Origin of the sequence: Dyella japonica, from assembly GCF_040545895.1 — a bacterium.
In the GTDB taxonomy this organism is placed as follows: domain Bacteria; phylum Pseudomonadota; class Gammaproteobacteria; order Xanthomonadales; family Rhodanobacteraceae; genus Dyella; species Dyella japonica_D.
This window is the reverse complement of sequence record NZ_JBEPMU010000006.1, coordinates 1-22,301: the sequence shown is the minus strand read 5'-3', so window position 1 is coordinate 22,301 and position 22,301 is coordinate 1. Positions and strand designations below refer to the sequence as shown.

Annotated in this window: 23 protein-coding genes; 1 reads left to right on the top strand and 22 read right to left on the bottom strand. The window is 62.2% G+C overall.

What is annotated here, in order from left to right:
* The 13 genes from ABIC75_RS18255 to ABIC75_RS18195 all read right to left on the bottom strand — a co-directional run bounded on the left by ABIC75_RS18255 (position 1) and on the right by ABIC75_RS18195 (position 12,817).
* A complete protein-coding gene (locus ABIC75_RS18255) occupies positions 1-210 on the bottom strand; it encodes a hypothetical protein (RefSeq protein WP_354015327.1) in 210 nt (69 codons plus the stop codon).
* Positions 203-1,072 carry a hypothetical protein gene (locus ABIC75_RS18250; RefSeq protein ID WP_354015326.1) on the bottom strand — a complete coding sequence of 290 codons (870 nt, stop codon included), beginning with the start codon at positions 1,070-1,072 and terminating at the stop codon, positions 203-205. Before ABIC75_RS18250 ends, ABIC75_RS18255 begins: the two co-directional genes overlap by 8 nt.
* 46 nt (positions 1,073-1,118) lie before the next feature.
* Complete coding sequence (locus tag ABIC75_RS18245; protein WP_354015325.1) at positions 1,119-2,852, bottom strand: eCIS core domain-containing protein; 1,734 nt, start codon at positions 2,850-2,852, stop codon at positions 1,119-1,121.
* Positions 2,845-3,123 carry a hypothetical protein gene (locus ABIC75_RS18240; RefSeq protein ID WP_354015324.1) on the bottom strand — a complete coding sequence of 93 codons (279 nt, stop codon included), beginning with the start codon at positions 3,121-3,123 and terminating at the stop codon, positions 2,845-2,847. Before ABIC75_RS18240 ends, ABIC75_RS18245 begins: the two co-directional genes overlap by 8 nt.
* On the bottom strand, positions 3,120-5,312 hold the full coding sequence (locus ABIC75_RS18235; protein WP_354015323.1) for an ATP-binding protein: 2,193 nt from the start codon (positions 5,310-5,312) through the stop codon (positions 3,120-3,122). The genes ABIC75_RS18240 and ABIC75_RS18235 overlap by 4 nt, the downstream gene beginning before the upstream one ends.
* Positions 5,309-6,553, bottom strand: a complete 1,245-nt coding sequence (locus tag ABIC75_RS18230) for a DUF4255 domain-containing protein (protein ID WP_354015322.1) — start codon at positions 6,551-6,553, stop codon at positions 5,309-5,311. Before ABIC75_RS18230 ends, ABIC75_RS18235 begins: the two co-directional genes overlap by 4 nt.
* Positions 6,550-7,278, bottom strand: coding sequence for a hypothetical protein (locus tag ABIC75_RS18225; RefSeq protein WP_354015321.1), 729 nt, complete (start codon positions 7,276-7,278; stop codon positions 6,550-6,552). Before ABIC75_RS18225 ends, ABIC75_RS18230 begins: the two co-directional genes overlap by 4 nt.
* Positions 7,275-8,030: a hypothetical protein gene (locus tag ABIC75_RS18220; protein WP_354015320.1), complete on the bottom strand. Its 756-nt coding sequence runs from the start codon at positions 8,028-8,030 to the stop codon at positions 7,275-7,277. Before ABIC75_RS18220 ends, ABIC75_RS18225 begins: the two co-directional genes overlap by 4 nt.
* A gap of 3 nt (positions 8,031-8,033) precedes the next feature.
* Complete coding sequence (locus ABIC75_RS18215) at positions 8,034-8,561, bottom strand: phage tail protein (protein ID WP_354015319.1); 528 nt, start codon at positions 8,559-8,561, stop codon at positions 8,034-8,036.
* A gap of 10 nt (positions 8,562-8,571) precedes the next feature.
* Positions 8,572-10,179, bottom strand: a complete 1,608-nt coding sequence (locus tag ABIC75_RS18210; protein WP_354015318.1) for a phage tail sheath family protein — start codon at positions 10,177-10,179, stop codon at positions 8,572-8,574.
* Between the two features lie 35 nt (positions 10,180-10,214).
* Entirely contained in the window at positions 10,215-10,475 is a 261-nt protein-coding gene (locus ABIC75_RS18205; protein ID WP_354015317.1) for a hypothetical protein, read from the bottom strand.
* A 234-nt stretch (positions 10,476-10,709) separates the two neighbouring features.
* The gene (locus ABIC75_RS18200; RefSeq protein WP_354015316.1) at positions 10,710-11,699 is read right to left on the bottom strand and encodes a sigma-54 dependent transcriptional regulator; all 990 of its coding nucleotides are present in this window, start codon (positions 11,697-11,699) and stop codon (positions 10,710-10,712) included.
* Positions 11,700-12,040: 341 nt separating this feature from the next.
* On the bottom strand, positions 12,041-12,817 hold the full coding sequence (locus tag ABIC75_RS18195; protein ID WP_354015315.1) for an SDR family NAD(P)-dependent oxidoreductase: 777 nt from the start codon (positions 12,815-12,817) through the stop codon (positions 12,041-12,043).
* A 157-nt stretch (positions 12,818-12,974) separates the two neighbouring features.
* Here ABIC75_RS18195 and ABIC75_RS18190 point away from each other — a divergent pair, with 157 nt between their 5' ends.
* A complete protein-coding gene (locus ABIC75_RS18190; protein WP_354015314.1) occupies positions 12,975-13,865 on the top strand; it encodes an AraC family transcriptional regulator in 891 nt (296 codons plus the stop codon).
* A gap of 268 nt (positions 13,866-14,133) precedes the next feature.
* Here the strand turns inward: ABIC75_RS18190 and ABIC75_RS18185 are convergent, their stop codons facing one another.
* The 9 genes from ABIC75_RS18185 to ABIC75_RS18145 all read right to left on the bottom strand — a co-directional run bounded on the left by ABIC75_RS18185 (position 14,134) and on the right by ABIC75_RS18145 (position 22,183).
* On the bottom strand, positions 14,134-15,291 hold the full coding sequence (locus ABIC75_RS18185) for a hypothetical protein (RefSeq protein ID WP_354015313.1): 1,158 nt from the start codon (positions 15,289-15,291) through the stop codon (positions 14,134-14,136).
* Between the two features lie 564 nt (positions 15,292-15,855).
* A complete protein-coding gene (locus ABIC75_RS18180; RefSeq protein ID WP_354015312.1) occupies positions 15,856-16,416 on the bottom strand; it encodes a hypothetical protein in 561 nt (186 codons plus the stop codon).
* A gap of 867 nt (positions 16,417-17,283) precedes the next feature.
* Positions 17,284-17,730 (bottom strand): hypothetical protein, encoded by a 447-nt coding sequence (locus tag ABIC75_RS18175; RefSeq protein ID WP_354015311.1) that lies wholly within the window; start codon positions 17,728-17,730, stop codon positions 17,284-17,286.
* A gap of 65 nt (positions 17,731-17,795) precedes the next feature.
* Entirely contained in the window at positions 17,796-18,131 is a 336-nt protein-coding gene (locus ABIC75_RS18170; RefSeq protein WP_354015310.1) for a hypothetical protein, read from the bottom strand.
* A gap of 854 nt (positions 18,132-18,985) precedes the next feature.
* The gene (locus ABIC75_RS18165) at positions 18,986-19,207 is read right to left on the bottom strand and encodes a hypothetical protein (RefSeq protein WP_354015309.1); all 222 of its coding nucleotides are present in this window, start codon (positions 19,205-19,207) and stop codon (positions 18,986-18,988) included.
* Positions 19,185-19,577: an ankyrin repeat domain-containing protein gene (locus tag ABIC75_RS18160; RefSeq protein WP_354015308.1), complete on the bottom strand. Its 393-nt coding sequence runs from the start codon at positions 19,575-19,577 to the stop codon at positions 19,185-19,187. The genes ABIC75_RS18165 and ABIC75_RS18160 overlap by 23 nt, the downstream gene beginning before the upstream one ends.
* A gap of 160 nt (positions 19,578-19,737) precedes the next feature.
* Positions 19,738-20,214 (bottom strand): hypothetical protein, encoded by a 477-nt coding sequence (locus ABIC75_RS18155; RefSeq protein ID WP_354015307.1) that lies wholly within the window; start codon positions 20,212-20,214, stop codon positions 19,738-19,740.
* 109 nt (positions 20,215-20,323) lie between these two features.
* Positions 20,324-20,695: a hypothetical protein gene (locus tag ABIC75_RS18150; RefSeq protein ID WP_354015306.1), complete on the bottom strand. Its 372-nt coding sequence runs from the start codon at positions 20,693-20,695 to the stop codon at positions 20,324-20,326.
* A gap of 1,041 nt (positions 20,696-21,736) precedes the next feature.
* Positions 21,737-22,183, bottom strand: a complete 447-nt coding sequence (locus ABIC75_RS18145) for a hypothetical protein (protein ID WP_354015305.1) — start codon at positions 22,181-22,183, stop codon at positions 21,737-21,739.
* Between the last annotated feature and the right edge of the window lie 118 nt (positions 22,184-22,301).

The window sequence follows — 22,301 nt, the reverse complement described above, 5'->3', positions numbered from 1 at the left end:
TCATATCTCCGCCACGCAACGCGTCAGCCGTACCCAGGCCTCGGCATTGCCGGTATCGCCGCAGGCGTCGTTGCATTCGGCTGTGGCGAAATGTTTGTCATCGCTTGCGCCGCTGGCGCCGGCAATGTGGAAGGCCTCGCGCAGCGACGTCCCGCCCGGACTCGGACGTAACGCCGGCGTCACGCGCAAGCTGGCGGGATGCTCAGCCACGACGGCTCCCACGCTTGGTCGTGCTGCGCTTGGTGGTGGCGCGCTTGCGTGGCGCGGCGGTGGATTGCTTCTTCGCCTGCTTCAGCCGATCCAGGAAGTCCTGCAGCTTCGCCGCGTTGAGCATGCGTTTCTTCTTGGCGGTGTTATCGGCCGCGTCGATCAGGGTGTATGCCTCGTCGCAATACTTGGCGAGGAATTGCCAGCTCATCTGCTGCTTGCGGCCCCAGGTGACGCACACCGGCCCGGTCTTGGTGTATCCCGGCACGTAGACGTAGTGGCCGTTCTTTGGATTGGCCTTGCCCGACGCGCCGCTCACCACGGTCCAGGGCTTGCCCGCCGTGAATTGCTTGATCGCCGCATCGGGCAGCAGGAACCCAAGCCCCACGCCAAGATCCATGTACACGGCGCGCTTGATGTCCGACGAGCGCGTGGGGTCGACTTCGGCGAAGGCCTTGATCTTGTAACGCTTCTTCGCCGCCACCCAGCCCTTGCTTCGCCACTCCTTGATGGAATCGAGCACCACCAGCCCGGTATCGGCGCCACCGGTTTCGCTGAAGTATTCGGTGAGCACGTCCTGGTCGGTGATCTTGAGCAGTTTCTTCCGCTCCACCAGTTCAAAGCGCAGCGTCTGGTGCGCGCGGCCCGCCATCACGCAGTCGCCGTAGGTGTCGTTGCCGAACATCGGCGTCGGCACGCCCTTGTGCTCCACGTCGAAGTCGTATTCCGCTGGCACCTTCGGTGCGGCGCGCAGCAAAGAGGCAAACATCAGGTTGCGCGCATCGCGCTTGGCTTTCCGCTTGCCGAAGCGGATGAAGCCATCGGCGCGCGGCGGCGGTATGCGGACTTTCCTGGCAGTGACCATGATGCAATGTCCTTGTGATGGGTCGCGGTTGGTCTCCGCCGCGACGCTACGGTTTGCCCGGGCACGCCCAGGCTTTCGGATCGACCTTCGGAAGACTCGCCATTCCTGCAGCGGTCTTGGGATAGTCCTGATGGCTTTCGTTCACGACAGCCGGACGCGTATAGGTCGAACCATCGGGGCACTCGACCTTCGCTTCGCCGGTAGGCAGATGGTCGACGACGCGCTCGGTGGGCGCCCCGGATGCGGCACCGGAATAGCGCGACTTCACGTATGCCTCGATCTTCCCCTTGTCCGGTTCCTGTTGTTGCGTCTGTGGATTGGTGCGTTCCAGCGACTTGCGTCCCGGCAAGCCACGATCGATGAGCCACTGTTCCTCGAAGGTATAGGCATCCACTTCCACGTCGGTCGGGCTCAGTCCTCCCGGCTGGTTGTGGTGACGTACTTCATGGATGAGGTCGGACGCCACCTCGGCGCAGGTGTGGCTCTTCTTGAGCACGGTCTCGTTCCGGCCCGCGTTATGCGCCGCACCGCGCTCCCGCGTCTTGGCCTGCCACTGCTTGCCGTCGAATTCCCAGTAGTACTCGGTGATCGCATCGGTGATCTTCACCGTGGTCTTGGGCAACTGCGCCACCACCTGCCGGTCTTCCGAGCAGAGGATGCCGAGCACGCAGGGCACGTTCCATTCGGTGACGGCGCCGGGCATGTCTTCGGTCATCCAACTGCCCAGCATGGGCATCTGCTGCCCGTACGGCACAGGCAGACCTATGGGCTTGAGTGCGCCCTTCTGCGCGCCTTCGTAGCCCTTTTCGAAACGCCGGTTGTAGAAGTCCTTGAGGCGATCCCACTCTTCGCCGTGGAAATCGGAATCCAGTCCCGCCACGGTGACGCCACCCGCGCCATAGATGTAGCTGAGCTCGAAGTTGTACGAGCGTTCCAGCAGCTCGAGGATGGCCAGCTCATCGTCGTCGCCGGTGAAGCCCGACTGCATCTCGCGGATCATCAGCGCCTTGCGCTTTTCGGTGAGCACGTACGGACTGCCGCCCCGCTTCCAGTCGCGCACGATCTGACGGCATTTGTCGTCGCTGTCGTCGTCGTCCTCGATGTCGCCGGTCTGGTCGAGCACGCGCAGGTAGGCCTGCAAGGTGTCGGGCGAGTAATCCCAGAACCGGAACAGGTTGCCGAAGAATCCACCGAAGGTGACGCCCTTGCGACGCACCGCACCGCTGGTGTCACGGCCGCCCGATTGCTGGACCACGTGCGTCAGCTCGTGCGCGATCAGGTGACGCCCCTGCCAGGTGGCCGGCTGATAACTGCCCCGGCCGAACACCACGTCGCTGCCCGTCGTATAGGCCTGCGCATCCAACTCTCGCGCCGAAGCCGCGGCAGCGTCGTTGGTGTGCACGCGGATGCCGCTGAAGTCGTGACCGAAATGCGCTTCCATGAGCTGGCGCGTGGACGCGTCCAACGCCTGCCCCATGCCGATGCCAACCGGCGCCGCGGACGCATCCCGCGCAACGGGCGTGCGGCGCGGCGTATTCATCGGCGACGACGGTGCAGGCGTGGCCATCACGTGATCGGCCATGCGGTCGGCCTCGCGCTCGAACACATCGTCGCTATCCCCCACGCGCAGCTTGGCCTGCACACGTTTCTTCTGACAGTTCGCGCAGGGGCCGCCACCGGAGACGTGCGCACCACATGCACACTTGCGACGCACCGTCGCGCCTTGCGCAGGCGACAGGCGCGGCGGCCGGGCGACCCGGCTGAGCGCGTGGTCAGCCATGTTTGCCTCCCGTGCTGGAAGGCGACAGGCCATGCTGCACGGCGCGTGCGATGCGCGGCGCCAACCCTTCGCGCTGCTGCGTCGGTGCAGGCAACGCAACCGCTGGCATGGCGTCGACATGACCCAGCCCAAGCAACGCCTCGACCATGCCCGGTTGTGCAAGCCGCTGCTTCAATTCGCGCTCGATGGCCGCTCGCACGGCTCCCGCGTGCTCGCTGCCGAGCAGCGACTCGTCAAGCACCAGCCGCTCGATGTGCAGCACCACGCTCATGACTTGCCTCCGGCGCTTTCCAGCCAGCGGAAATCGGCTTCGTTGACAGGCTTGTCGAGCTTGCGGAATTCCGCGCGCGCAGCGTCGAGAATGAGCGGCATCGAAATTTGCGCACCCGACTTCGCCGCAAGGAATGCCGCGTTCAACGCGATGCCCTGGATGCTGCCGCCGGTAAGCGCCAGCCGCGCCAGACGTTCGAGATCCAGCGCTGCGACGTCGGCCTTGGCGGGAAACACCGAACTCCAGATGGCCTTGCGCTCCGCCACGCCCGGGAACGGAAAATTGACCACGAAGCGGATGCGCCGCAGGAACGCGCTGTCCAGCGCGCCCTTCATGTTGGTGGCGAGGATGGCCAGGCCACGGAATGATTCAAGCCGTTGCAGCAGATAGTTCACTTCGATGTTGGCGTAACGGTCGTGGCTGTCCTTCACTTCGCTGCGCCGGCCAAACAAGGCATCGGCCTCGTCGAAGAACAGAATCGCACCGCCCTCTTCCGCCGCGTCGAATAGTTTGCGCAGGTTCTTTTCCGTCTCGCCGATGTACTTGCTCACCACGGCCGACAGGTCGATGCGATAGAGCGACAGTCCCAGCTCGCGCGCAATGACTTCGGCAGCCATGGTCTTGCCTGTGCCGCTTTCGCCGGCGAACAGCGCCGTGATCGACAGGCCGCGATTCATGCGATCGCGAAAACCCCAGTCGTCGTAGACGGTGGTGCGCTGCGCCACCTGGTCGGCGATCTGCCGCAGCAGTTGCTTGTCCGCGTCGGGCAGCTTGATGTCGTCCCAGCCCGCGGCCGGTTCGATGCGCTGCGCCAGCTGATCCAGCGCGGGCCGTGTCCGTGCCAGCGCGCCCTGCCACAGCGCCTGCCCCAGCGCCGTGCCTTTTTGTTCGACCGTGGCCAGCGCCGCCTGCGCGACCTGCTCGATCTTGCCCGGATTGAAATCGAAATGACCGGCCAGCCACTGCGGGTGATCGCCTTGGTGATCGCCAAGCAGGTGTTGCCACAGGCTGCGCTGTTCGATTGGCGTTGGCTTGACCACATCCGCGCTCAGCGCGTTCAGCACGCCACCTACCAGCGGCTCGCGCGCATCGATGAACGTGAGGCCGCCCGTGCGCCCGAGGAAACGCCTCACCTGCTGTGCGGATGCATCGCTGCGTTCGGCGTCCGCCGCATCGATGTATAGCGCGATGGGCAGCAATTGGCTTTCCCGCTGCCACAGGCGAATCAGGGTTTCCTGCTCTCCCAGGGCCGGGGGCAACAGCTCCGCCGACAATCGGTACGCCCGCGTGCCGAAGGCACCCGCCACCGCCTGGGCAACGGCCTGCTTGCTGACGCTGTCGCTGCCAATCAACTGCACGGCTGGCAGCGGCTCGCCGGCAGGCACGCTGCGCAAACCGTCGATGATGTTGTTGGCGATGGTCTGTTGCGATGGCGGCAAGGCCACCGGTTGCAGTGTCGTCAGTAATGGCGTCAGCCTGTCGTCCAGATAGTTCATGCCCTTGATGAAATTCACCACGCGCTCGTCGGCACTCAATGCCGCGCCAATCAGCGGCTGTGCGCCGGGCTGATGGATGTCGATCAATCGCCAGTAGCGCAGTGGACGCTCGGGCGAAAGCGCATCCCAGCTCGGCTGGTCGAGCACGCTGAAGGCGAGCGCGAAAGTGGGCCACGGCTTGCCCGGATCGTGCTGCGCCTGTGCGCACAATGCAGGCATGCGCGTATCCAGCTCCATGGCCACGCAGAGCAACAGCAGGTCGCGCTCGAAATCGGACAGCCCAAGACGCCGGCTCAGCACGATCAACGCGGGCGTGGGTTCGCTCTGTGCACTGCTGGCCTCATCGGTATCGAAGACCATCGAGCTCTGCGGTTCATCGTCTGTGGATGAGGCTTGCGCGTTGCTCTCTGGTTTCGCCGCTGCGTACGCGGCCGCCTCGTCCGCAGCGGCTTTCTCGGCATCCGCCCGGCGCGCATGCTCTCCGAAGATGCGTTCCAGCAGGGAGGCATGCTGACCCTGAGCCGAAGTCGACGCCGCACCGCGCGGTGGCGTGGGCGTGACGCCTTGCGGCGCATCCACGGGACGCCGCGCATCCTGCTGCTGCGCCGCCGCTTGCAGGCGATCGCGCAACGCCGCCAACGCATCGGCGAGATAGCGGTCGTTGGCCACCTGCCAGGTGGAGTAATCGCTCATGACACCACCACCTGCTGGTCCGCCCGAAATGCCGGCACGGCGCCGCTGAAATCGACTGGAATGCTGTCCGCGCCATCCACGCGCAGACGCACCGTGTAGGTACCCTTGGCCACGTCAGGCACCTGGAACGTCAACGTCGTGGGTTTCGTCGTGTCCGCCGGATTGGTGAGGTTTTGCGGCGACACCAGCGCGTCGCCGAACAACAGGAACACGCGCTGGCCAGCGCCAATACGCGGTGTGCAGGTGATGTTCAACGCGATCGTGCCCGCCGTGCCGGTAAGCGGACTTACCGTGATGATTGGTGCAAGCACCAACGGCAGCTCGTTGCTCAACATGGGCGGCAGGCCGGCTGGCTGCGTAACCAGCGCTACTGTGTAGACGCCCGGCACCCAGCGCGACATCGCCTGTGCATCGTCCGCGGCATCGGCCAGGTGCACGCGCAAGGTGTTGGGTTGATCGCCCGCAACGGGAGCGATATCGATAGGTTGATCCAGCCGCAGGCTGGTGAAGCGAGCCAGCGCGCCGGCGGCGGAAAGCTGGCTGCCAGTGAGCACGATATCCTCGCCAAGCTGCACGCCAACCTGGAAATGCGGCAACGCCAGCGACTGCAACGATGGCGCGGCGGACGCCTGGGTAAACACGCCACGGTCCTGCGAGCCACGCCGCAACACCGGCAGGCTTGCACGCACCGGCGACTGGCTGTCGATCAGCACCACGGTCGCCTCATAGGCTGACGACACGCGATAGTTGGTCTGGAATGCCGTCCAGAGCTTGGACAACTCGTCCACGCTTTGCGGCAACGGCGCGAAGCGCACGCGTTCAATCTGGTCGGCCAGGTCGTTGTCGGGCAGCGCATTGCGGATGTCGTTGCCGTCCAGCACGGGGCGATCGTGCAGTGTGCTCATGGCGGCGGCGAGCACGCGATGGCTGATGGCATCGCTATCGCTTTCGCCACGCCCCCAGGCAGTGATGAGGTAGTGCAGGTTCAAGGCGAGCGCAGGCGTCGCGGATTCGCCCGGCCGCACGCGACCGGGCATGTCCTGGTTGCGCCAGGCAGCGTTGTAGACCACCTGATACAGGAACACGTTGAGCTGCGCCTTGCTGATGCCCTTGCGCGCGACGTCCGGCGGCTGCAGCGTCACTTCCAGATCGCTGAGGTCGCCATCCAGCAGAGGCATGCGCGCCAGCAGCAGATTGCGCAGCGTGCGCGTGGTCGCGGCGATGGCCAGCACATTGCTCATGGCAAGGCCTTGTTGCGTTCGCGCAGATAGTCGCCGAGGCGATCCACACGCGCGGCATCCTGCCTGCGCACCGTGGTTGCTGCCGGGCTCGATGCGCGCACTTCGATGCGACCGATGCTGACGTGTACGACAGGCTCGTGGGTCTCACTCTGCGCCTTCGCAGCAGTGCCTTGGCCGCGTTCGGGCGACGCGTGTCTTGTCGTGTCCGCGATGGCTGCGCCGAACACCGGTTGTTCCGGCGGAAGCAGCACGCCGATGGCGTGGTCGGGCACGGCGGCGACGCGCGCCGTTGCGGGTGATCGCTCCGTTCCCTCGTGCGTTGATGTTTTTCTGCGCGATTCCCGCATCGGTCGGTGCGCGGGGGGTTCAATCACCCTATGTCTGGCGGAGAGTGGCTGCACCGCTTCTTTCGCGGAAATCACCGATGCCCGGTCGACCCGATCAGGCCTTGTTGGCGTGGCCTGCGTCCACTCGCTGCGGATCTCCTCATGCGGCGTCTCGGATGGCGCAAGCGCGGTAGGTGTATCGAGACGAATCGCGCGTGCTGGCGCGGATGCTTCGTCATCGTGCGGAGAAGTATCCGCGGCCGTCACGCTCAAGGAATGTTCCAGCGGCGCGCCCGCCGACGGTTGCGAAGGCTCGTACATCGACGGGATGCGCGGTGTCAGCATGGCTGCATCGCCACCGATGACGCGTGCCGCCACCCGGTCGAGGAAATCGCTCACGGCGCGCATTGCTCCAGGTAGGCGTGGCGGCGGCGCGGACTCATCGCCAGGATGTCCGCTTCGCTCCAGTGATAGACGCGCGCAATGGCGTCCACGTCGCGCAGCGTGCGAATCGCCCAGGCGTGCAGCTCTTGCCACAGGAACTGCGCGATATCGAACGCAGGCTGCCAGCGATAGGCACAGTCGGGACAGGTGAGGTCGAACTGAAGATCGGCCTGCGGATCGGCTGCCGCCATCGCCTCGACGAGTTCCTCCTGCACGTCGGCCGGCAGCGATCCCTTGGACTCGATGCCGCCGCCATGCGACACCTCGATCACGCAGCGCTCCCACAGACGCTGGCGCGCGACAGCGCGATCACTGCACGACTCGAGGGCGAGCAGGTCTTCGCTGTTGATGGCGCGGAAGCGGATGCGCAGGTCACCCGATGGCGCCTGCCATTCGAGTACGCGTACGTCATCCGGAAGCCCATCACCCGCAGCGGGCTCCAACTGCAAGGCATCGACGTCAAGCGACGCTTCCACCGTGGCACCGCAAGCCGGACACTGCGCCACGCTGTCGAGCCGGCCGCCGAACAGGTGACGGTGCAATTGCAGCAGCAAGGCATCGCGCTGGCCCAGCGGCATCGCCAGCAGGCGCCGGGCATCCAGTCCGTCGTAGCTCACGCCGAGCAGTTCCATCGCGCGCACGGCGTTGGACGCCGTGCTCCCGTAGTCCCAGGCACGCAACAATTGGGCGGCGGTGGGCGTGCGCATGGTTTATCCGGCCGGCACGGTGAAGCTGGGTTCGGTGGGTTCCTGCACGCTGGTGTCGCGCTCCCAACCCTCGTTCTCGAGCTTGATGTGCTGGATGGCCACCGCGTTGGCGTTGGCATCGAGATCGGGCAAGGCCTGGTATTCCGATACCCAGCAGCGATAGATCTTGTACGCGAGCGCAAGCTGCCCGGCCTCGTTGTAGACCTCCAGGATCAGGTCCTTGCGGAAATCCTTCAGCGAAATCTCCGCGCCCAGGCCAGCACCCAGGTTGTAGATCTTGTTTGCCCACTTCTCGAATTCGAGATCGTGCGTGGCACCACGCTCCAGCGTGATGGCGTCGTATTCGGTGCGGCCGGGCGACTTGCGACTGGTGCTGGGGTCGCCGCCCTCGCGGTGCTTGACCACTTCGGTGGTGCGCTTGAGTCCGGAAACCTTGCTTATGCCGGCCACGTACCGGCCATCCCACTTCACGCGGAACTTGAAGTTCTTGTAGGGATCGAAGCGCTGCGCATTGACGCTGAACTGAGCCATGTCGTTGTCCTCAGGTCTGGATCTGGCCGGCCATCTGCTGCAGCTGGATGACCACGAACTCGGCGGGCTTCAGCGGAGCGAAGCCGACCACGATGTTGACGATCCCTAAGTTGATGTCGTTCTGCGTGGTGGTTTCGCTGTCGCATTTGACGAAGTACGCATCGGTCGGCGTCTTGCCCTGGAAGGCGCCCTGGCGGAACAGGTTCTGCATGAAGGCGCCCACGTTGAGGCGAATCTGCGCCCATAGCGGGTTGTCGTTCGGTTCGAACACCACCCACTGCGTGCCGCGAAACAGGCTCTCCTCGATGTACAGCGCGAGGCGGCGCACCGGGATGTACTTGTAGTCGTCCGCGAGCAGGTCGGAGCCGCGCAGCGTGCGCGAGCCCCACACCACCGGACCGGCGAGCGGAAAACTGCGCAGGCAGTTCACGCCGAGCGGATTGAGCATGCCGTTCTCGGCATCGGTGAGCACGGTGGCGAGGCCCTGCACACCATTGAGCGCTGCGTCCAATCCAGCAGGCGCTTTCCACACGCCGCGCTGGGTATCGGTGCGCGCCATCACGCCGGCCACGATGCCGCAGGGCACGAAGGTATCGAGCTGGCCCTGGCGCGCCGGATCGGATTCGATCACGCGCGGGAAGAACACGGCCGCATTGCGCGCGGCGGGTCCGGCCAGGCCGAGATTGGTCAGCTTCTCGTTTTTGTTTTCAGTGATGGCATTGGCGCTGGCCCATGTCGTCGGTGCGTCGACGATCAGCAACGCTCGCCGATCCACGCAAAAAGCCATCGCGGCCTGGTACACGGTTGTCAGGGTGTCACCGCCGCGCACGTCGGGCGGAATGCACAGCAGGTTGAACAGGTCGACCTTCTTCAACGCATAGATGCCGGTCTTGTCATCCTCGCTGCCCAGATACTCCTTGTCATTGGTCAGCGCTGCGCTGTCGACCGCCTGCGTGCTGACCGGCTTCGACGTTTCGTCGTTGTCCCATAGGGTCTCGGAGCCGTCGGGGATCTTGTCGGCCATGGCGGTCGGTGGTTCGTCCGGCAGCTTCTGGTCGGCCGACAGGCGCAGCAACGAGGAGTTGGCCAGCAGCACGCGGTCCACCCGACGCGGGCTTTCCTTCACGCTGAGGTTGAGGAAGCTTTCCTGCTTGCCGCTGACCATGTCGCGCACGGTGAGGTTGAACAGGTCGGTATCGGCGAGGCCATACAGGCCGGCCACTTCCTTGGACACCTGGTTGTCGATGCGAACGCGCAGCTGGTTGGCCCAGGTGCCGGCCGAGGCGGCTTCCAGCGTCAGGTTGGAGAGTTTGAACTTGGCTTTGGCCTTGGCGGCATCGCCCTTGTACAACCGCACGATGATCGCCTGCGCACCGCCGTTGAGATAGAAATCGCGCACCGCGTAACCCATCGTGTAGGCAGGATCGAGTGCGCCGAAGGTGCGTTCGTAGTCGCCATAGCTGTTGATGATCACGGGACCGTCGGGGTCGGCATCGATCGGCCCTTTCGCGGCGCGGCCGATGAACGCCGTGATCGACGTCGCCACACCGGTGATGGTGCGGACACCGCTGGAAATCTCCTCGATATAGACGCCTGGATAACTCAGGGTGGCTGGCATGACGTGATCCTCGGTCGTGGCTGCTGGTATGACGGTCAGTGCAATGGCGGCCTGCCGCTGCGGTTGAGCGCGTAGAGCACGGCGCCGCCGGGCAGGTTGTCGCGGCGCAGCTGTCCCCGTTCCACCAGGGCGCGCAGCACCTGCTCGATACGCTGGCGCTCGGTCTCGTAACGCTGCTGCGGCAACCACCAGCTAACGATGCCGTCGAGCGTGTCGGCGGCATCCGGGTGCTGGTGCAGATAGGCCAGCACCGCGCGCTCCACTTCATGCTCTCCGGCTTCGTCTTTGCGGGTCATGCGACACCTCCGCCTCCGTGGGATGCCGTGGCAATACGCGTGCCACGCTGCCGATAGCGCGCCGATGGCATGGGAGTGGCGTTTGCGCGCGCATCGCTCCACGCGCATCGCTACTGGGTGGGTCGGCGTTGCCCCGGTTACGCGGCGCAGGTGGGTCAGCGCAGACCCAGGCAGGCGCCGGCGAACGCATCAGGCGATGCGGCGTTTCCAACAGGAGTTCTGCAACCGCCGCAGCTACGCCGGGCGGAAACTGCGCGTCTGTATGCCGTGCTTCTTCAGCAGCTTGCCCAGTTGCCGGCGTTCCGTTCCGGAAAGACGCGCTGCCGCACTGACGTTTCCGCTGGTGCGCAGCATCAGGTTGAGCAGGTAGCTGCGCTCGAACACGCGGATGGCGTAATGCTTCGCCGAGAGATAGTGCAGTTGCGTGTCCGCCGCCGGCTCGGGCATGACTTCCACGGCGCCGGACATCGAAGTGTCCACCGATTCATCAATGGCAGCGGCATCGATCACGTCGCCGTCGGTGCGCATATACGCGCGCAGCACCACGTTCTCCAGCTCGCGCACGTTGCCTGGCCACGTACGCACGCACAGCGCATCGAGCGCATCGGCCGACCAGCGCTTGGGTGAGCCATCCAGCCGGCGCGCAACGCGGTCAAGGAAATGTTCGGCCAGCAGGGGCACGTCGCCATAGCGCTCGCGCAACGGCGGCAGGCGCACATACAGGGCGTTGAGCCGGTATTGCAGGTCGCTGCGGAACTTGCCTGAGGCAACCTGCGTATCCAGTCCGCTATTGGTGGCGGCAATGACACGCGCGTTCGACATGCGTGCCGCACCGCCGCCGACGGGACGGTATTCGCTGCTCTCGAGGAAGCGCAGCAAGGTGACCTGCGCCTTGCTGGAGAGCGTATCCACTTCATCGAGGAACAAGGTGCCGCCTGCGGCACGATCGATCAGTCCGGGCTGCGCGTTCTTGGCGTCGGTATAGGCGCCGCGCTCGTGGCCGAACAGTTCGTTCTCGATCAGGTTGTCCGGCAAGGCGCCGCAGTTCACCGGCACGAAGGGACGATCGCGGCGCGCACTGGCGTAATGGACTTCGCGCGCGGCCAGCTCCTTGCCCGTGCCGGTTTCGCCCTCGATCAACACCGGTACGTCGCACGATGCATAGCGATGCAATTGCGTGCACGCCTGCAGAAAAGCCCGAGAATTCCCCAGCATGACTGGCATGTTCCCTCCCCCGTGGCCATCGCGGCATGGGTCGGTCATCACCCGCCTTCAGTGGGAAATCTTCAGTAGCGAATGGGCGGGCGGCAACGCAAGAAATTATGCGCGGCAGCATTTTGCCATCCCATCCGCCTAAAGAGATAGAAACTTGCGTTGAAGCGAAATCGGGAAGAACCCTACGACGTTCTCGCTAGGTCCTTTTGCGCTACGTAAAAATACGGGGTGCGCTCATGCGATGACCGCTTGTAACGCATGGCCCCTCGTCGAATCCGCAATGCGGATATCAACCGAGGGGCGTTCATCCATCAACGCCGATGACAGCGCGTCGCTCTCGTGAGCACTCGTCAGAGTGCCATCCCACCCGACGCCTCGATGCGTTGCCCATTGACCCAGCGATGGCTCTCGCCCACCAGCGAGGCGATGAGTGGACCGATGTCATCCGGCACGCCGGCGCGACCCAGCGCCGTCATCTCGGCCACGCGCCGATTGAGCTCGGGGTTGTCGCGCACCATGCCGCCGCTGAAATCCGTCTCGATGGCGCCGGGCGCCACCGTGTTCACGGCGATGCCGCGCGGCCCCAGCTCCTTCGCCAGGTAGCGCGTGAGCACCTCGACCGCGCCTTTCATGGACGCATACGGCGCACTGCCCGGAATGGTGATACGGGTGAGGCCGCTGGACACATTCACGATACGGCCGCCGTCGTTGATCAACGGCAAGAGCTTCTGCGTCAGGAAGAACACGCCCTTGAAGTGGACGTGGTAGAGGCTGTCCAGTTCCTCTTCGGTGGTGGCGTCGATGGAGGCGTGATGCGACGTGCCGGCATTGTTGACGAGGTAATCGAAGCGCTCGGCGCCGAGGGCCGCCAGTGCATCGCGCACCCGGTTCACAAAGGCGTCAAAGCCTGCGGTGTTGCCTGTATCCAAAGCCAACGCGCGCGCCTGCTGCCCTGCCTGGGCGACCTGGTTTACCACTAGCGCGGCTTCGGCCTCGTTCGAACGGTACGTGAAAATGACGTCGACGCCACGCGCGGCCAGGGCGAGCACGGTGTTGCGCCCCAACCCCCGGCTTCCGCCAGTGACGATGGCAATCTTCTGTTCCGGTGTGCGTGTAACGGCGGTCATGCGTGTCTCCAACGTGAGGAATGCAGGCAAAGCTTAGGCGCGCGGAGTCTGCCACCCCATGCCGGAACTGACCGCGTTCTTGCCCAATCCTGCTCGACACCGGCTGCACTGCAGGAAATGGCGATAGCATCAGCCTCCTACGCTGGGAGAACACCTCATGCCGGACACCTTGGCCCATCTCGTCAAACGCTACACGGACGCGCAACCCGGCCAGGGTCCGTTCGACACGCCGGTTCCGGGCCTCACCTTCCTGCGCTCCGATCACCGAAAGCATCCCTCGCACCTGGTGTTCAAACCCGCGCTCTGCGTGGTCGTGCAGGGCGCCAAATGGACCACGTTCGGCGGCAAGCGATTCGACTACAAGGCGGGACAAGCATTGGTGGTGAGCGTGGAAACGCCGGCACTGAGTCGCGTGGTGAAGGCCAGCCCCAGCGAACCGTACCTGGGCGTCATCGTGGAGTTCGACCTCACCGTGATGCGTGAGGTCATGGAGGGCCTCGAAGCGCCCCCGCTACCGACGGTCAACGTGCAGCACGGTGTTTTCGTTACCCATTTCCAGGGCAACATGGCCGACTGCGTGCATCGGCTCGTGCGCCTGATCGACACGCCGCAGGCCATTCCAGTGATTGCGCCGATGATCATGCGCGAACTCTGCTACTGGTTGCTCAGCGGGCCGCATGGCAGCGAAGTGGCCGGACTGGTGTTGGCCAATGGTCACGCCGAACGCGTCATCCGGGCGATCCACGCGCTGCGCGACCAATTCGCCGAGGCGGTGCGTATCGAGGATCTCGCCGCAATTGCGCGGATGAGTCCTTCCGCGTTTCACCGGCAGTTCAAGGCGCTGACGTCGATGACGCCCTTGCAGTACCAGAAGCAGCTGCGCTTGCTGGAGGCGCGCCATCTGATGGTGAGCGGCGCTGCCAACGCCGAATCGGCCGCGTATCAGGTTGGCTACGAAAGCCCGTCGCAATTCAGTCGCGAGTACTCGCGCATGTTCGGCGCTCCACCCCGGCGCGACGTGGCGACGTTGCCGCCTGCGGCGGCGTGACGCGAGTGCTCAGGTTCGTCCGCCGCATCAGCGCAGTCCGCCCTGCTCGCGGTAACATCGTCATATCAAACGAAGTGCCCACTCCGCTTCTGACCACGCCTTAACCGATATCCCGCGGCCAGCCTATCGAACGGTCACAGTCACTTTCGGCGAACTACTTGCCAGGGAGCGACGTTGACCAGTTGAAACGATAGTTGAAAGCAGACACCACGAATGTGCCCAGTGTAGCGACAGGCGCTTACCCGGCGCCTTGACCCATGATTACGCATCAATGCACACCCTGATCAGCGCGAGCCTTTCCTAGCAGTGCGCCGCGGCGCCCCGGCGCCTGGATCAATGCAGCGCCATAGGCATCGCTTGCCGCTTCCGGATGGCCCTGCAACAACAGCAAGTCGCCCAACTGCTCGCGAGCGGGAAGAATGGGGCCCGGTGTCACCGGGCGCTTCTCAAGGCTGTCTTCCCGGTCTGCAGCGGCTTGAAGAAGCAAGCGCGCCTGGTCGGCGTTACCGCTGGCCTGGCTTGACCATGCGGAAACCTCGTCGGCCAGCACGGCCGTCTGGACGGCCCAATAATCATCGCCTGAGTCGCGCAGCTGCTTTTCGATCCGCCGGAGCCGCGCGACTTCCTCGCGCGCCTCGCCCGCCCGATCGGTACGGGCGAGCCCCATGCCCTTGGACCAGATCGCAATCGCCTGGATGGAAGGCGATACGTTGGCCAATGCCTCCACCTTGGCCGCGTCGCTCCAGCGACCGCTCTCGACGGCCAGTCGTATCGGCATGGCAGTGGCCGCGTAAGCAATCGCAAACTCGTTCATGTCGAGGGAACGCATGCCCTTCATCTCTTCAACCACGAGCTGCGCCTGCCCATCCTTGCCCTCCTGCAGATAGGCGTAGACGAGATAGTCCATGGCATGAAGTTCGCCCATGGCATCGCCGTGCGCATGTGCGGATTGCTTCGAGGCGAGATTGGACTGGATCGAATCGTCCCACAGGCCCAGCCGCGTGAAGATGTGCGAAGGCATATGCAGCGCGTGAGGTGCGGAGGGCGCGATCTTGGCGTACGCGCGCGCAGCCGGCAGGCCTTGCTGAGCCAGTTCCTGGCTGTCACACGCGTGTATCAGATAGTGGGCGAGCCCCGGATGGTCAGGGTGCGCGCGAAATAGTGGCTCCAACACGGCGATGGCCTGCTTCTGTTTCGCGTGTGTCTTGTCGGTGGGCGACACATTGGAAAGCATGGCCAGGGCATAGAACACTTGCGACTCCGTATCGCTCGGGTTCTTGCCTGCCACCTGGGCCATCGCCCGCTCGTAGGCCTCCGTGCGCTGGCCGATGCTGATTCCCTGGCCCGCCTGGAACAACACGCCACCTGCACGGATAAAGTCCGCCTCACGATCCGATGTCGCACCCAGCCGGGCTGCGCGCGCCATGTTTCGCTGCGCCTGCCCAAATGCTTCAGGCGGCAGCGATGGTGACCACACGGGATGAAAATGCACCATCGCCATCCCCCAATACGCCATGGCGCAATGGGGGTCTTTCTGTGCGATCTGCTGGAATGCCCGTTCCGCCTCGGTATAGGCGAAAGAATGCAGAAGTGCCACGGCGCGATTGAACGGCTGCTGTTCCGCCGGATCGCACGAAATGGGAAAAGATACGTCACCCAACGTCTCAGGCACGCCGTGCTGATGAACTTCGTCCGCCAGCGCAGACGAAGCGACGAAGATAAGCCCATACAGAGTTCGCGACCATCGGGACATACGCACCTCCCCGGAGCACCCGGGTATTGTGCGCCAGAAGCTGCCGGAAGATCAGCCGAACCCGTCTGCCGTGGAAGGCACGAGCAAACCACCGTCGTAACGCGGGGAACCAAGAGGTGACTGGACCTTGCATATGCCTGGAGTCGGAAGCGGACCTTCCAACATTTGCGGTGGGCCATATGTCGCGCAAGGTCCCCTCGCAGTCCAGAGCACTGATGCTCCGTCCTTCGCCGCACCTCACTCAGACACCGTTATCGACACCCACCTGCCCTCAACATGGCAGTAGTTCACCTGGCTTGCCTCAGTCTCACCGATGGCAACGGCGTCATGCGGGCACATCAACCGCTCTGGTTCGTTCCCGGTAGCGGGGTATCTTTCGCCCCGCTCGTAATTGCCCGGAAGCGCACGACCTACAAATAAGCGGGACGCCAGCTTTGGCCAATCCAGCAACTCATCAAAGCGCCAGCCGGAGCGAGTCTTTCGCGCAACGACGATCAAGGCCGACTCGGCTTTCTCCTTTGATCTGAGCGCAACCACCCACTGTACGTTTCCGTCACCATAAAAGTCCCCGGATTCCGCGCCAAGGCAACCGCTTGCGCCGTGCTCAATCGCCCAATGCAGGTCTTCGGTCAAGTTGTCGCCTTCTTGAGGAGTGCGGTATTCGTGGAAGCGTCTCGCCAAAGCAGAAGCAAGTTCTGCGGGCAGCAGCTTCCTGCATGCATCATCGCCAGCCAATGCCGTCTGAAGAATCGAGCACAGCCCCAGGAATAGCGCAAAGATAGCGGCCCTCGACGTCATCAGATCGCTCCCTCCGAACGCATGAAGACCCATATAGCCCGGCGCGTAACGTCCGCTACGGGTCGGAAGCGGCGTTGGCGACTTACTAGCCTGTGCCTGCCGCTGCACACCTGATATCGCGCTCAGGCACGATCGCATCTTTCTCAATGATCACAGAGCTTTTCCAACGCGCTTGCGACAGCGCCGCTATATTCAAGGCCAGTTTCGCCAAATCGGTCGTCCACGTTGTACAAGTCGTTCAAGGCGCTGACGTAATAGAGGGCTGGCTTTGACCAACGCAAGACATGATCGATGGAGGCCCTGCAGGAGACATACCCCTCTATAAAGCCTCGTCGAGCCTCGTCCTTATGAGCTCTCCAGAATTCATTTCCATACATGGGTTCGCGAGGGCTGGCAGTCTGTGTCTTCCCGTAGCGCTTGAATACGTCTTGAACAAGTTTCGACCCTTCGCCCGTCGAACGATAGAAGTCGTTGATTCGATCTACATCGCCAACCCAAGTGCCATCGAAATCGAGCCCTGGCTTTGCATCAAGGTAAAGCAATCCTCAAGTGCATACAGGAAGCCAATTTTCTCGTCGTCTCCTGCCTTAGCCCACCAAACTCCATCAAACCTTTGCGCAGTCGAGCCGAGACTCGTCTCCTGACTCGACGCAGCGAACGGCAAGAGTGATATCACTGCTATTGCCAGCAGCGTGGACCTTGCCAACGTTGCGACCCCATATACCCGCCAGAACATAGCCCCATCTCCTTCATGTCCAGCAGGTAGCCCCCGCTGCGGGTCGAAAGTGGACATTGGCATCACCAAGACCGGACCGCTTCGCGGAACGTCCGCTAGCGGCCGAAGAGTGGTCATTGAAGATCCAACATCTACCACCAGAACCACAACTGCTCGCGATCCCCGACCGATCGATCTCCAGCGCCGGCTTGAATTTCCGAAAGACCTGCTCTCAGTGGGTTTATCCAGTTCGAGCCGAGCAATAGCGTGGCAGGCTCTAGGCCTGCAGGAAAATCCCAGTCTTCGGGCCTCGATGAAAGCGTGATGCGCCATCTATTCGGTGCCAGCCAAGCGGCAGCGCCGTTCCTGTTATTCGGCACGCGAAGCTGTGCGGATGTGGGCGGAGCCAAACTCACCGTGCGGGTGCCGACTCCATCGATCGTCAGCGCATCGAGCAGTTCCACCAGTGATCGACAACCGGCCGCATCAGCGTTGAGATTCCAGCCCGGGTAGTTGCGCTCGTTCTCAGTATATCGCCACAGCGAGACGCGGCCCGTCTGACGCCACTCCTTCACCAGCGATTTTTCGCGTGAACTCATCCGGATTTCCTTTGCCGGGGTGATGACCGCTATGGGTCGGTAGCGGACATTCCCGAGCGTCAAATCTACCCCGCCATAGCCAGCTTTAGTTCCTGGCTAGCCATCTCAAAATGTCGGTAGTAACCATCACAGAACGCGGCGTCATCAGGGGTACTTCCGGCCAACAACGCCAGCGCAGGAAGGTCACTTATTGCTGCGAACGCCCGAAGCTCGACAAGCGCCGCCGGATAGATCTCCGACATCGGCAAGAGTATCCCCGAATTTCGCACGGCGTAATCCACGACCCACAAGGCGTAGATCGCCCGATCAACTGGCGACAACCCATCCAGGCCCGTTGCCACCTTCTTCTGAATGACTTCATCGCCAGCGTCGATAAGCCAAGTTTCCATGTCATCGGTCATAAGGCCTTTCCTGACTTGTTTCCAGCGTCGCTAAGGTCCGCTCCGGGTCGGAAGCGGACATCGCACCCCCTGAAATTTGGCTAACGCCTCAGTGGGCGATCCAAGAGCCACCCAAAGAAGTAGAACATCAGCGCTCCCCAAAGGACGTCCAGGGTCGCCCCTGACCACCCCAGCAGATCGTAGGACAGCCCGAAAGAAGAGTGGACGTGATCGCTAAGAAGAAGAACCAAATAGGACATTGGCAATGTAAGGAAACTGAGAATCCACATCGGATCGCCGTCTCCGCGCGCGATTGTAATGAGGCGCCAGATCGCGAAAGCCAAAAACACGGCGGAGAAGACACAGCCAGTTGGTGACCACCTCTTCACTGCCACTCCCCCCAGCCGCCAAGGAATCGTCCACCGCCGTACGCTGATGTCCGCTCCGGGTCGGAAGCGGACGTTTCTCGCATTGACCCTAGTTCACACACTCGGTGACCGTCCCGCGCCCGGTAGGCTCGAAGCATCCCGTGAACCACCCGGCACATTGGTTGCCCTGTGCGGTCTCAACACACTCACTCTGGCAGTCGGACGACTTCTTGCACGCCTTGCCGGCGTCCGCTGTCTTAAGCAAGCAGTACTTCACGATGTTTTGCGGCCCTGCGAAGATCCATTGACCGCCGCGCGCAACACACTCGGACTCCGTTTTGGGTATGGAAGGCTTTCTGGTCAACACGCCAGATGCCAGCACAATCACCGGAAGTCCACATGCGATTAGAAAGAGAATCCGTAGAAGTTTCCTGACGTCCAAGCAGCCTCCTCCTAAGGTGTCTATCTCGATCAGTTCAATGTCCGCTCCGGGTCGGAAGCGGACTCCTAAGAATCGGGGAATTGTATGCCCCGATCCTTTGACAGATGTCTTGTCTTTGCATCGGGCTTCGCCCCATGGCGGACCAAAGCATCAACCATGTCTTGGTTCTTGCACGTTACCGCGCCGCCCAATGCATTGTTTCCGTTCGGTAGTGCGAAATTGGCATTGGCGCCCGCTTCAAGTAAGACGGCAACATTGTCGGACCTATTCTGCCAAGCTGCAGCCATTTAGCCCGGGCCAACCTTCTGAGGGCCGCACATCCGGGCCAAGGCCATGGCGCAAGAGCGCTTTGATCATCGCCGGCGAGCCGTGCTGCGCGGCCTCATACATTGCCGTGCTGTCGAAGGAATCCAGACGCCAATGCGCGCCTTTCGCAAAGAGCATATCCAGCAGCTCTACGTCATCGGCCAACACCGCCAAACCGAGTGGTGTTACGTCCATATAGCCGAACTGAAACGACGCATTCGGATCTGGCAGCGCAGCAACTAGTTGGGCAAGTTTGATTCGATCTGGGCGTTCCGGATTTGGTGGCACGGCTCCGCAAATAGAACCACCCTGCGCGTTTGCCCTGACGACGTCGAGTGCCGCGACAAGCACCGGAGGACCCTCCGCTGCCAGGGCGGGCGCAGATAGGCAGCCAATGAGCAATGACGCCAATAGACCACGAAACCGAGACATGGAATTCCCCGAAGAACCACGTACCGCCGTTAACCCTATTGAGTCTCCCCGAGGGTCCGCAATGGGTCGGAAGCGGACCTTATCGAGCTTTCGACAGACCCCGCACCGTCTTGATCACGGACCCGGCATCCTCGGCAACTGCAGAGTTTCCACAGTTGTCTACATAGTCACTCGGAAGGCGTTCTTGCCCAGCCAACTCGACGTCCGGGGAATGGCTTACAAACAAGAGATAGGTCTTCCCGGTATCCATCGAGAACCTCGCCGAGGTGTTCTCCGAGAGCAGCTGGAGCATTCGCGGCGGCGCTCCTTTGAAAATTTCCAGTACTTGGACGGTGTAAACGGTCCATGCAAAGCCCTCAGGGTCTTCCGGTTCTGAGATATTGCGCTCAGCCGTAACGCGTCCGGTGACCACGAGGGCCGCATTCTTGAACTCGGCGGGAACGGACGGGTGTCGATAGATAGCGGTCGGTCCTTCGCCGGACTCCCAGCAAAGGGCGTAAGAAGCAGGCGCTATCATGACCATGGCCAGCGCAAGGCAGGGCAAGGCAAATCGCATGAGTTGGCCCACTGATCCCCCTTAGAACAACTGGCCGAGCTGCCCGCGATTTTAGATGCATAAGGTCCGCTTCGGGTCGAAAACGGACGTTCGACATGCAGTTTCGCACCTATGGAGCCCGACACTTTTTAAGCCAGAAGCCCGCCCTTTTGCGAGCCTCTTGGCTGTCGCTTGTTTTCAGGATGGTGGCTGCGTTGCATTGCTCTAGAACACCGCCGTTCTCCGCTGCTACGACCGCCCACTTTTCCGCATTGGCGTAATCACTGCGGTAATACCCATAGTAGGAGAGGAGTCGAGTCGCAGCCTGTGCGTCGCCATCCAAGGCTGCCTTCTGAAGCTCGTCGACCTGCTCCTCACTCAGATAGAGATCGCCATTTCCAGAGATCACTTTTTGCTGGAACGCTAGGCAGTACCCAGGCAGAGTCCATGTGGCTACGGCCGCAATCACATAGAGAAACTTGGAGAAAACCTTTGCTCTCATAGGTCTCCTTTGGGTCGGAAGAAGACATTACCAAAGCTAGCGAAAGGCAGCGCTTAGCTGACGGAAACGCTTGCCTAATTCGACACCGCGAAGCTCAACGGAGGAAGCATGGTGCAGGCTCTCCCGAAAACATAGTCGGCGACACATTGACCAACTTCTGTTCAGGCGAGAACTCCATGACCAAGTTCCCAACCCATACGCAACCATGTTTTTCGTAAGGGTTTTGCTTCCCGTACTGTGTCATGGCCGAGACCACATCGTTTTTGGTCTTGTCGCGTGCGAGTACAGAAAACGCGGATAGAAGCTGCCTGTTCTCAACTTCCAGCGTGCCCATCTGCAGATCTCGCTTTCCAAGGGTGATAGCTCTATCAAGGTCCCGGTATAGCAAATAGGCAATTGCGCCAAGTAACAGAAGTATCACCCCGCCATAAATGACATGTAGCTTCATCGGCACCCTCTCACGTGACTCGTATGGCGGCTCGATCTTTCCGCCCAATGATTGGCGCGGCGATGGAGATAGCTTCTTTGAGGAAAGTGTCCGCTGCCGGAAGCGGACACTCCCTTCGAATTGGCTATCTAGTCAACAGCACGATACTTCCACAAGCCAGCGGGGCGACTGTCATGCCAAGACCGAAGCGCGCCCAGAGACCTGCGGGCTTACGGATGAAGGCGGCCGCGGCTCCAAGCAGCACTGTTGCCGCGTAGAAAACGAAACCCACCGGCAGGGCCGCCAAAAGGTAGACCAAGTCAGTTTTATTGAGACCCGAAACAAAAATCGAGTAGAAGCAAGCTGTCGCGTAAATAAGGAAAAGCGGAGTCAGTGCACCGAGAACCACAACAGCTTTCGGCCTCCATCTCTCCGAGGCCTTTACGGACCATATCAGCGCTGCGGGCAGACCAAACTCCGCTAGACCAGCCCCCGCCACGAGCATGCCATCGCTTAAAAGCATCCAGTTGTCCCTGATTTCTGTGAGCCAAAAACTGTCCGCTACGGGTCGAAATCGGACACTCGTTCGCTTGCGATGTTGCTGCACCCCCTAATTACTTCGACGCGCCTGACTTCTGGCCGCTTTCGTCGCGGAGCGCATCTATTGCATGTTTGTCGCCAAGGTCCGCCGCCTTACGCAGCCAGAACCGTCCACGCCTCACCCAATCAGGAAAGGTGGCTACCGTAGATACTTCGTAGTAGTTCCACATTGCCTCAGTGCTGCCGTTCTCAGCAGCGATCTGATACCAATACATCGCTTTTTCGACATCATTCGTCCAACCCTGATAGTGGTTGGCGAGCTTATTTGCAGCCTCTGGCGAGCCGTCTAGCGCTTTGATTTCATTCTGCTTGATCTGTTCAGCTGTGAGCCTGAGACCGGAATCGGCAAGTGGCAGGGGCTCCTGGCCTTTGGCCTGACCGAAACTGACAGGTGCTATCCCCATACATGCGAGGCCGAGCAGAAGGGCAAGTTCAGTTCTCATCATGATCTCCCTGTACATGACGACGAGGTCCGCTATGGGGTTGCGACTTCAGCTGGTCACTGCAACACATTGCTGGAATCGTTCTGCCGGCGTTTCGAAGTTCAACGTCTGCCGAGGCCGCTCGTTCAGTCGCCGA

What these genes read in the sequence shown, in the direction of transcription:
- ABIC75_RS18245 (WP_354015325.1), bottom strand. Translation starts at nt 2,852, where the DNA reads ATGGCTGACCACGCGCTCAGCCGGGTCGCCCGGCCGCCGCGCCTGTCG.
- ABIC75_RS18195 (WP_354015315.1), bottom strand. Translation starts at nt 12,817, where the DNA reads ATGACCGCCGTTACACGCACACCGGAACAGAAGATTGCCATCGTCACT.
- ABIC75_RS18200 (WP_354015316.1), bottom strand. Translation starts at nt 11,699, where the DNA reads ATGCCAGTCATGCTGGGGAATTCTCGGGCTTTTCTGCAGGCGTGCACG.
- ABIC75_RS18150 (WP_354015306.1), bottom strand. Translation starts at nt 20,695, where the DNA reads ATGAGAGCAAAGGTTTTCTCCAAGTTTCTCTATGTGATTGCGGCCGTA.
- ABIC75_RS18170 (WP_354015310.1), bottom strand. Translation starts at nt 18,131, where the DNA reads ATGACCGATGACATGGAAACTTGGCTTATCGACGCTGGCGATGAAGTC.
- ABIC75_RS18220 (WP_354015320.1), bottom strand. Translation starts at nt 8,030, where the DNA reads ATGCGCACGCCCACCGCCGCCCAATTGTTGCGTGCCTGGGACTACGGG.
- ABIC75_RS18155 (WP_354015307.1), bottom strand. Translation starts at nt 20,214, where the DNA reads ATGCGATTTGCCTTGCCCTGCCTTGCGCTGGCCATGGTCATGATAGCG.
- ABIC75_RS18175 (WP_354015311.1), bottom strand. Translation starts at nt 17,730, where the DNA reads ATGAGTTCACGCGAAAAATCGCTGGTGAAGGAGTGGCGTCAGACGGGC.
- ABIC75_RS18190 (WP_354015314.1), top strand. Translation starts at nt 12,975, where the DNA reads ATGCCGGACACCTTGGCCCATCTCGTCAAACGCTACACGGACGCGCAA.
- ABIC75_RS18210 (WP_354015318.1), bottom strand. Translation starts at nt 10,179, where the DNA reads ATGCCAGCCACCCTGAGTTATCCAGGCGTCTATATCGAGGAGATTTCC.
- ABIC75_RS18180 (WP_354015312.1), bottom strand. Translation starts at nt 16,416, where the DNA reads ATGACGTCGAGGGCCGCTATCTTTGCGCTATTCCTGGGGCTGTGCTCG.
- ABIC75_RS18235 (WP_354015323.1), bottom strand. Translation starts at nt 5,312, where the DNA reads ATGAGCGATTACTCCACCTGGCAGGTGGCCAACGACCGCTATCTCGCC.
- ABIC75_RS18205 (WP_354015317.1), bottom strand. Translation starts at nt 10,475, where the DNA reads ATGACCCGCAAAGACGAAGCCGGAGAGCATGAAGTGGAGCGCGCGGTG.
- ABIC75_RS18240 (WP_354015324.1), bottom strand. Translation starts at nt 3,123, where the DNA reads ATGAGCGTGGTGCTGCACATCGAGCGGCTGGTGCTTGACGAGTCGCTG.
- ABIC75_RS18215 (WP_354015319.1), bottom strand. Translation starts at nt 8,561, where the DNA reads ATGGCTCAGTTCAGCGTCAATGCGCAGCGCTTCGATCCCTACAAGAAC.
- ABIC75_RS18165 (WP_354015309.1), bottom strand. Translation starts at nt 19,207, where the DNA reads ATGGCTGCAGCTTGGCAGAATAGGTCCGACAATGTTGCCGTCTTACTT.
- ABIC75_RS18250 (WP_354015326.1), bottom strand. Translation starts at nt 1,072, where the DNA reads ATGGTCACTGCCAGGAAAGTCCGCATACCGCCGCCGCGCGCCGATGGC.
- ABIC75_RS18230 (WP_354015322.1), bottom strand. Translation starts at nt 6,553, where the DNA reads ATGAGCAATGTGCTGGCCATCGCCGCGACCACGCGCACGCTGCGCAAT.
- ABIC75_RS18185 (WP_354015313.1), bottom strand. Translation starts at nt 15,291, where the DNA reads ATGGCGCGCGCAGCCCGGCTGGGTGCGACATCGGATCGTGAGGCGGAC.
- ABIC75_RS18145 (WP_354015305.1), bottom strand. Translation starts at nt 22,183, where the DNA reads ATGTACAGGGAGATCATGATGAGAACTGAACTTGCCCTTCTGCTCGGC.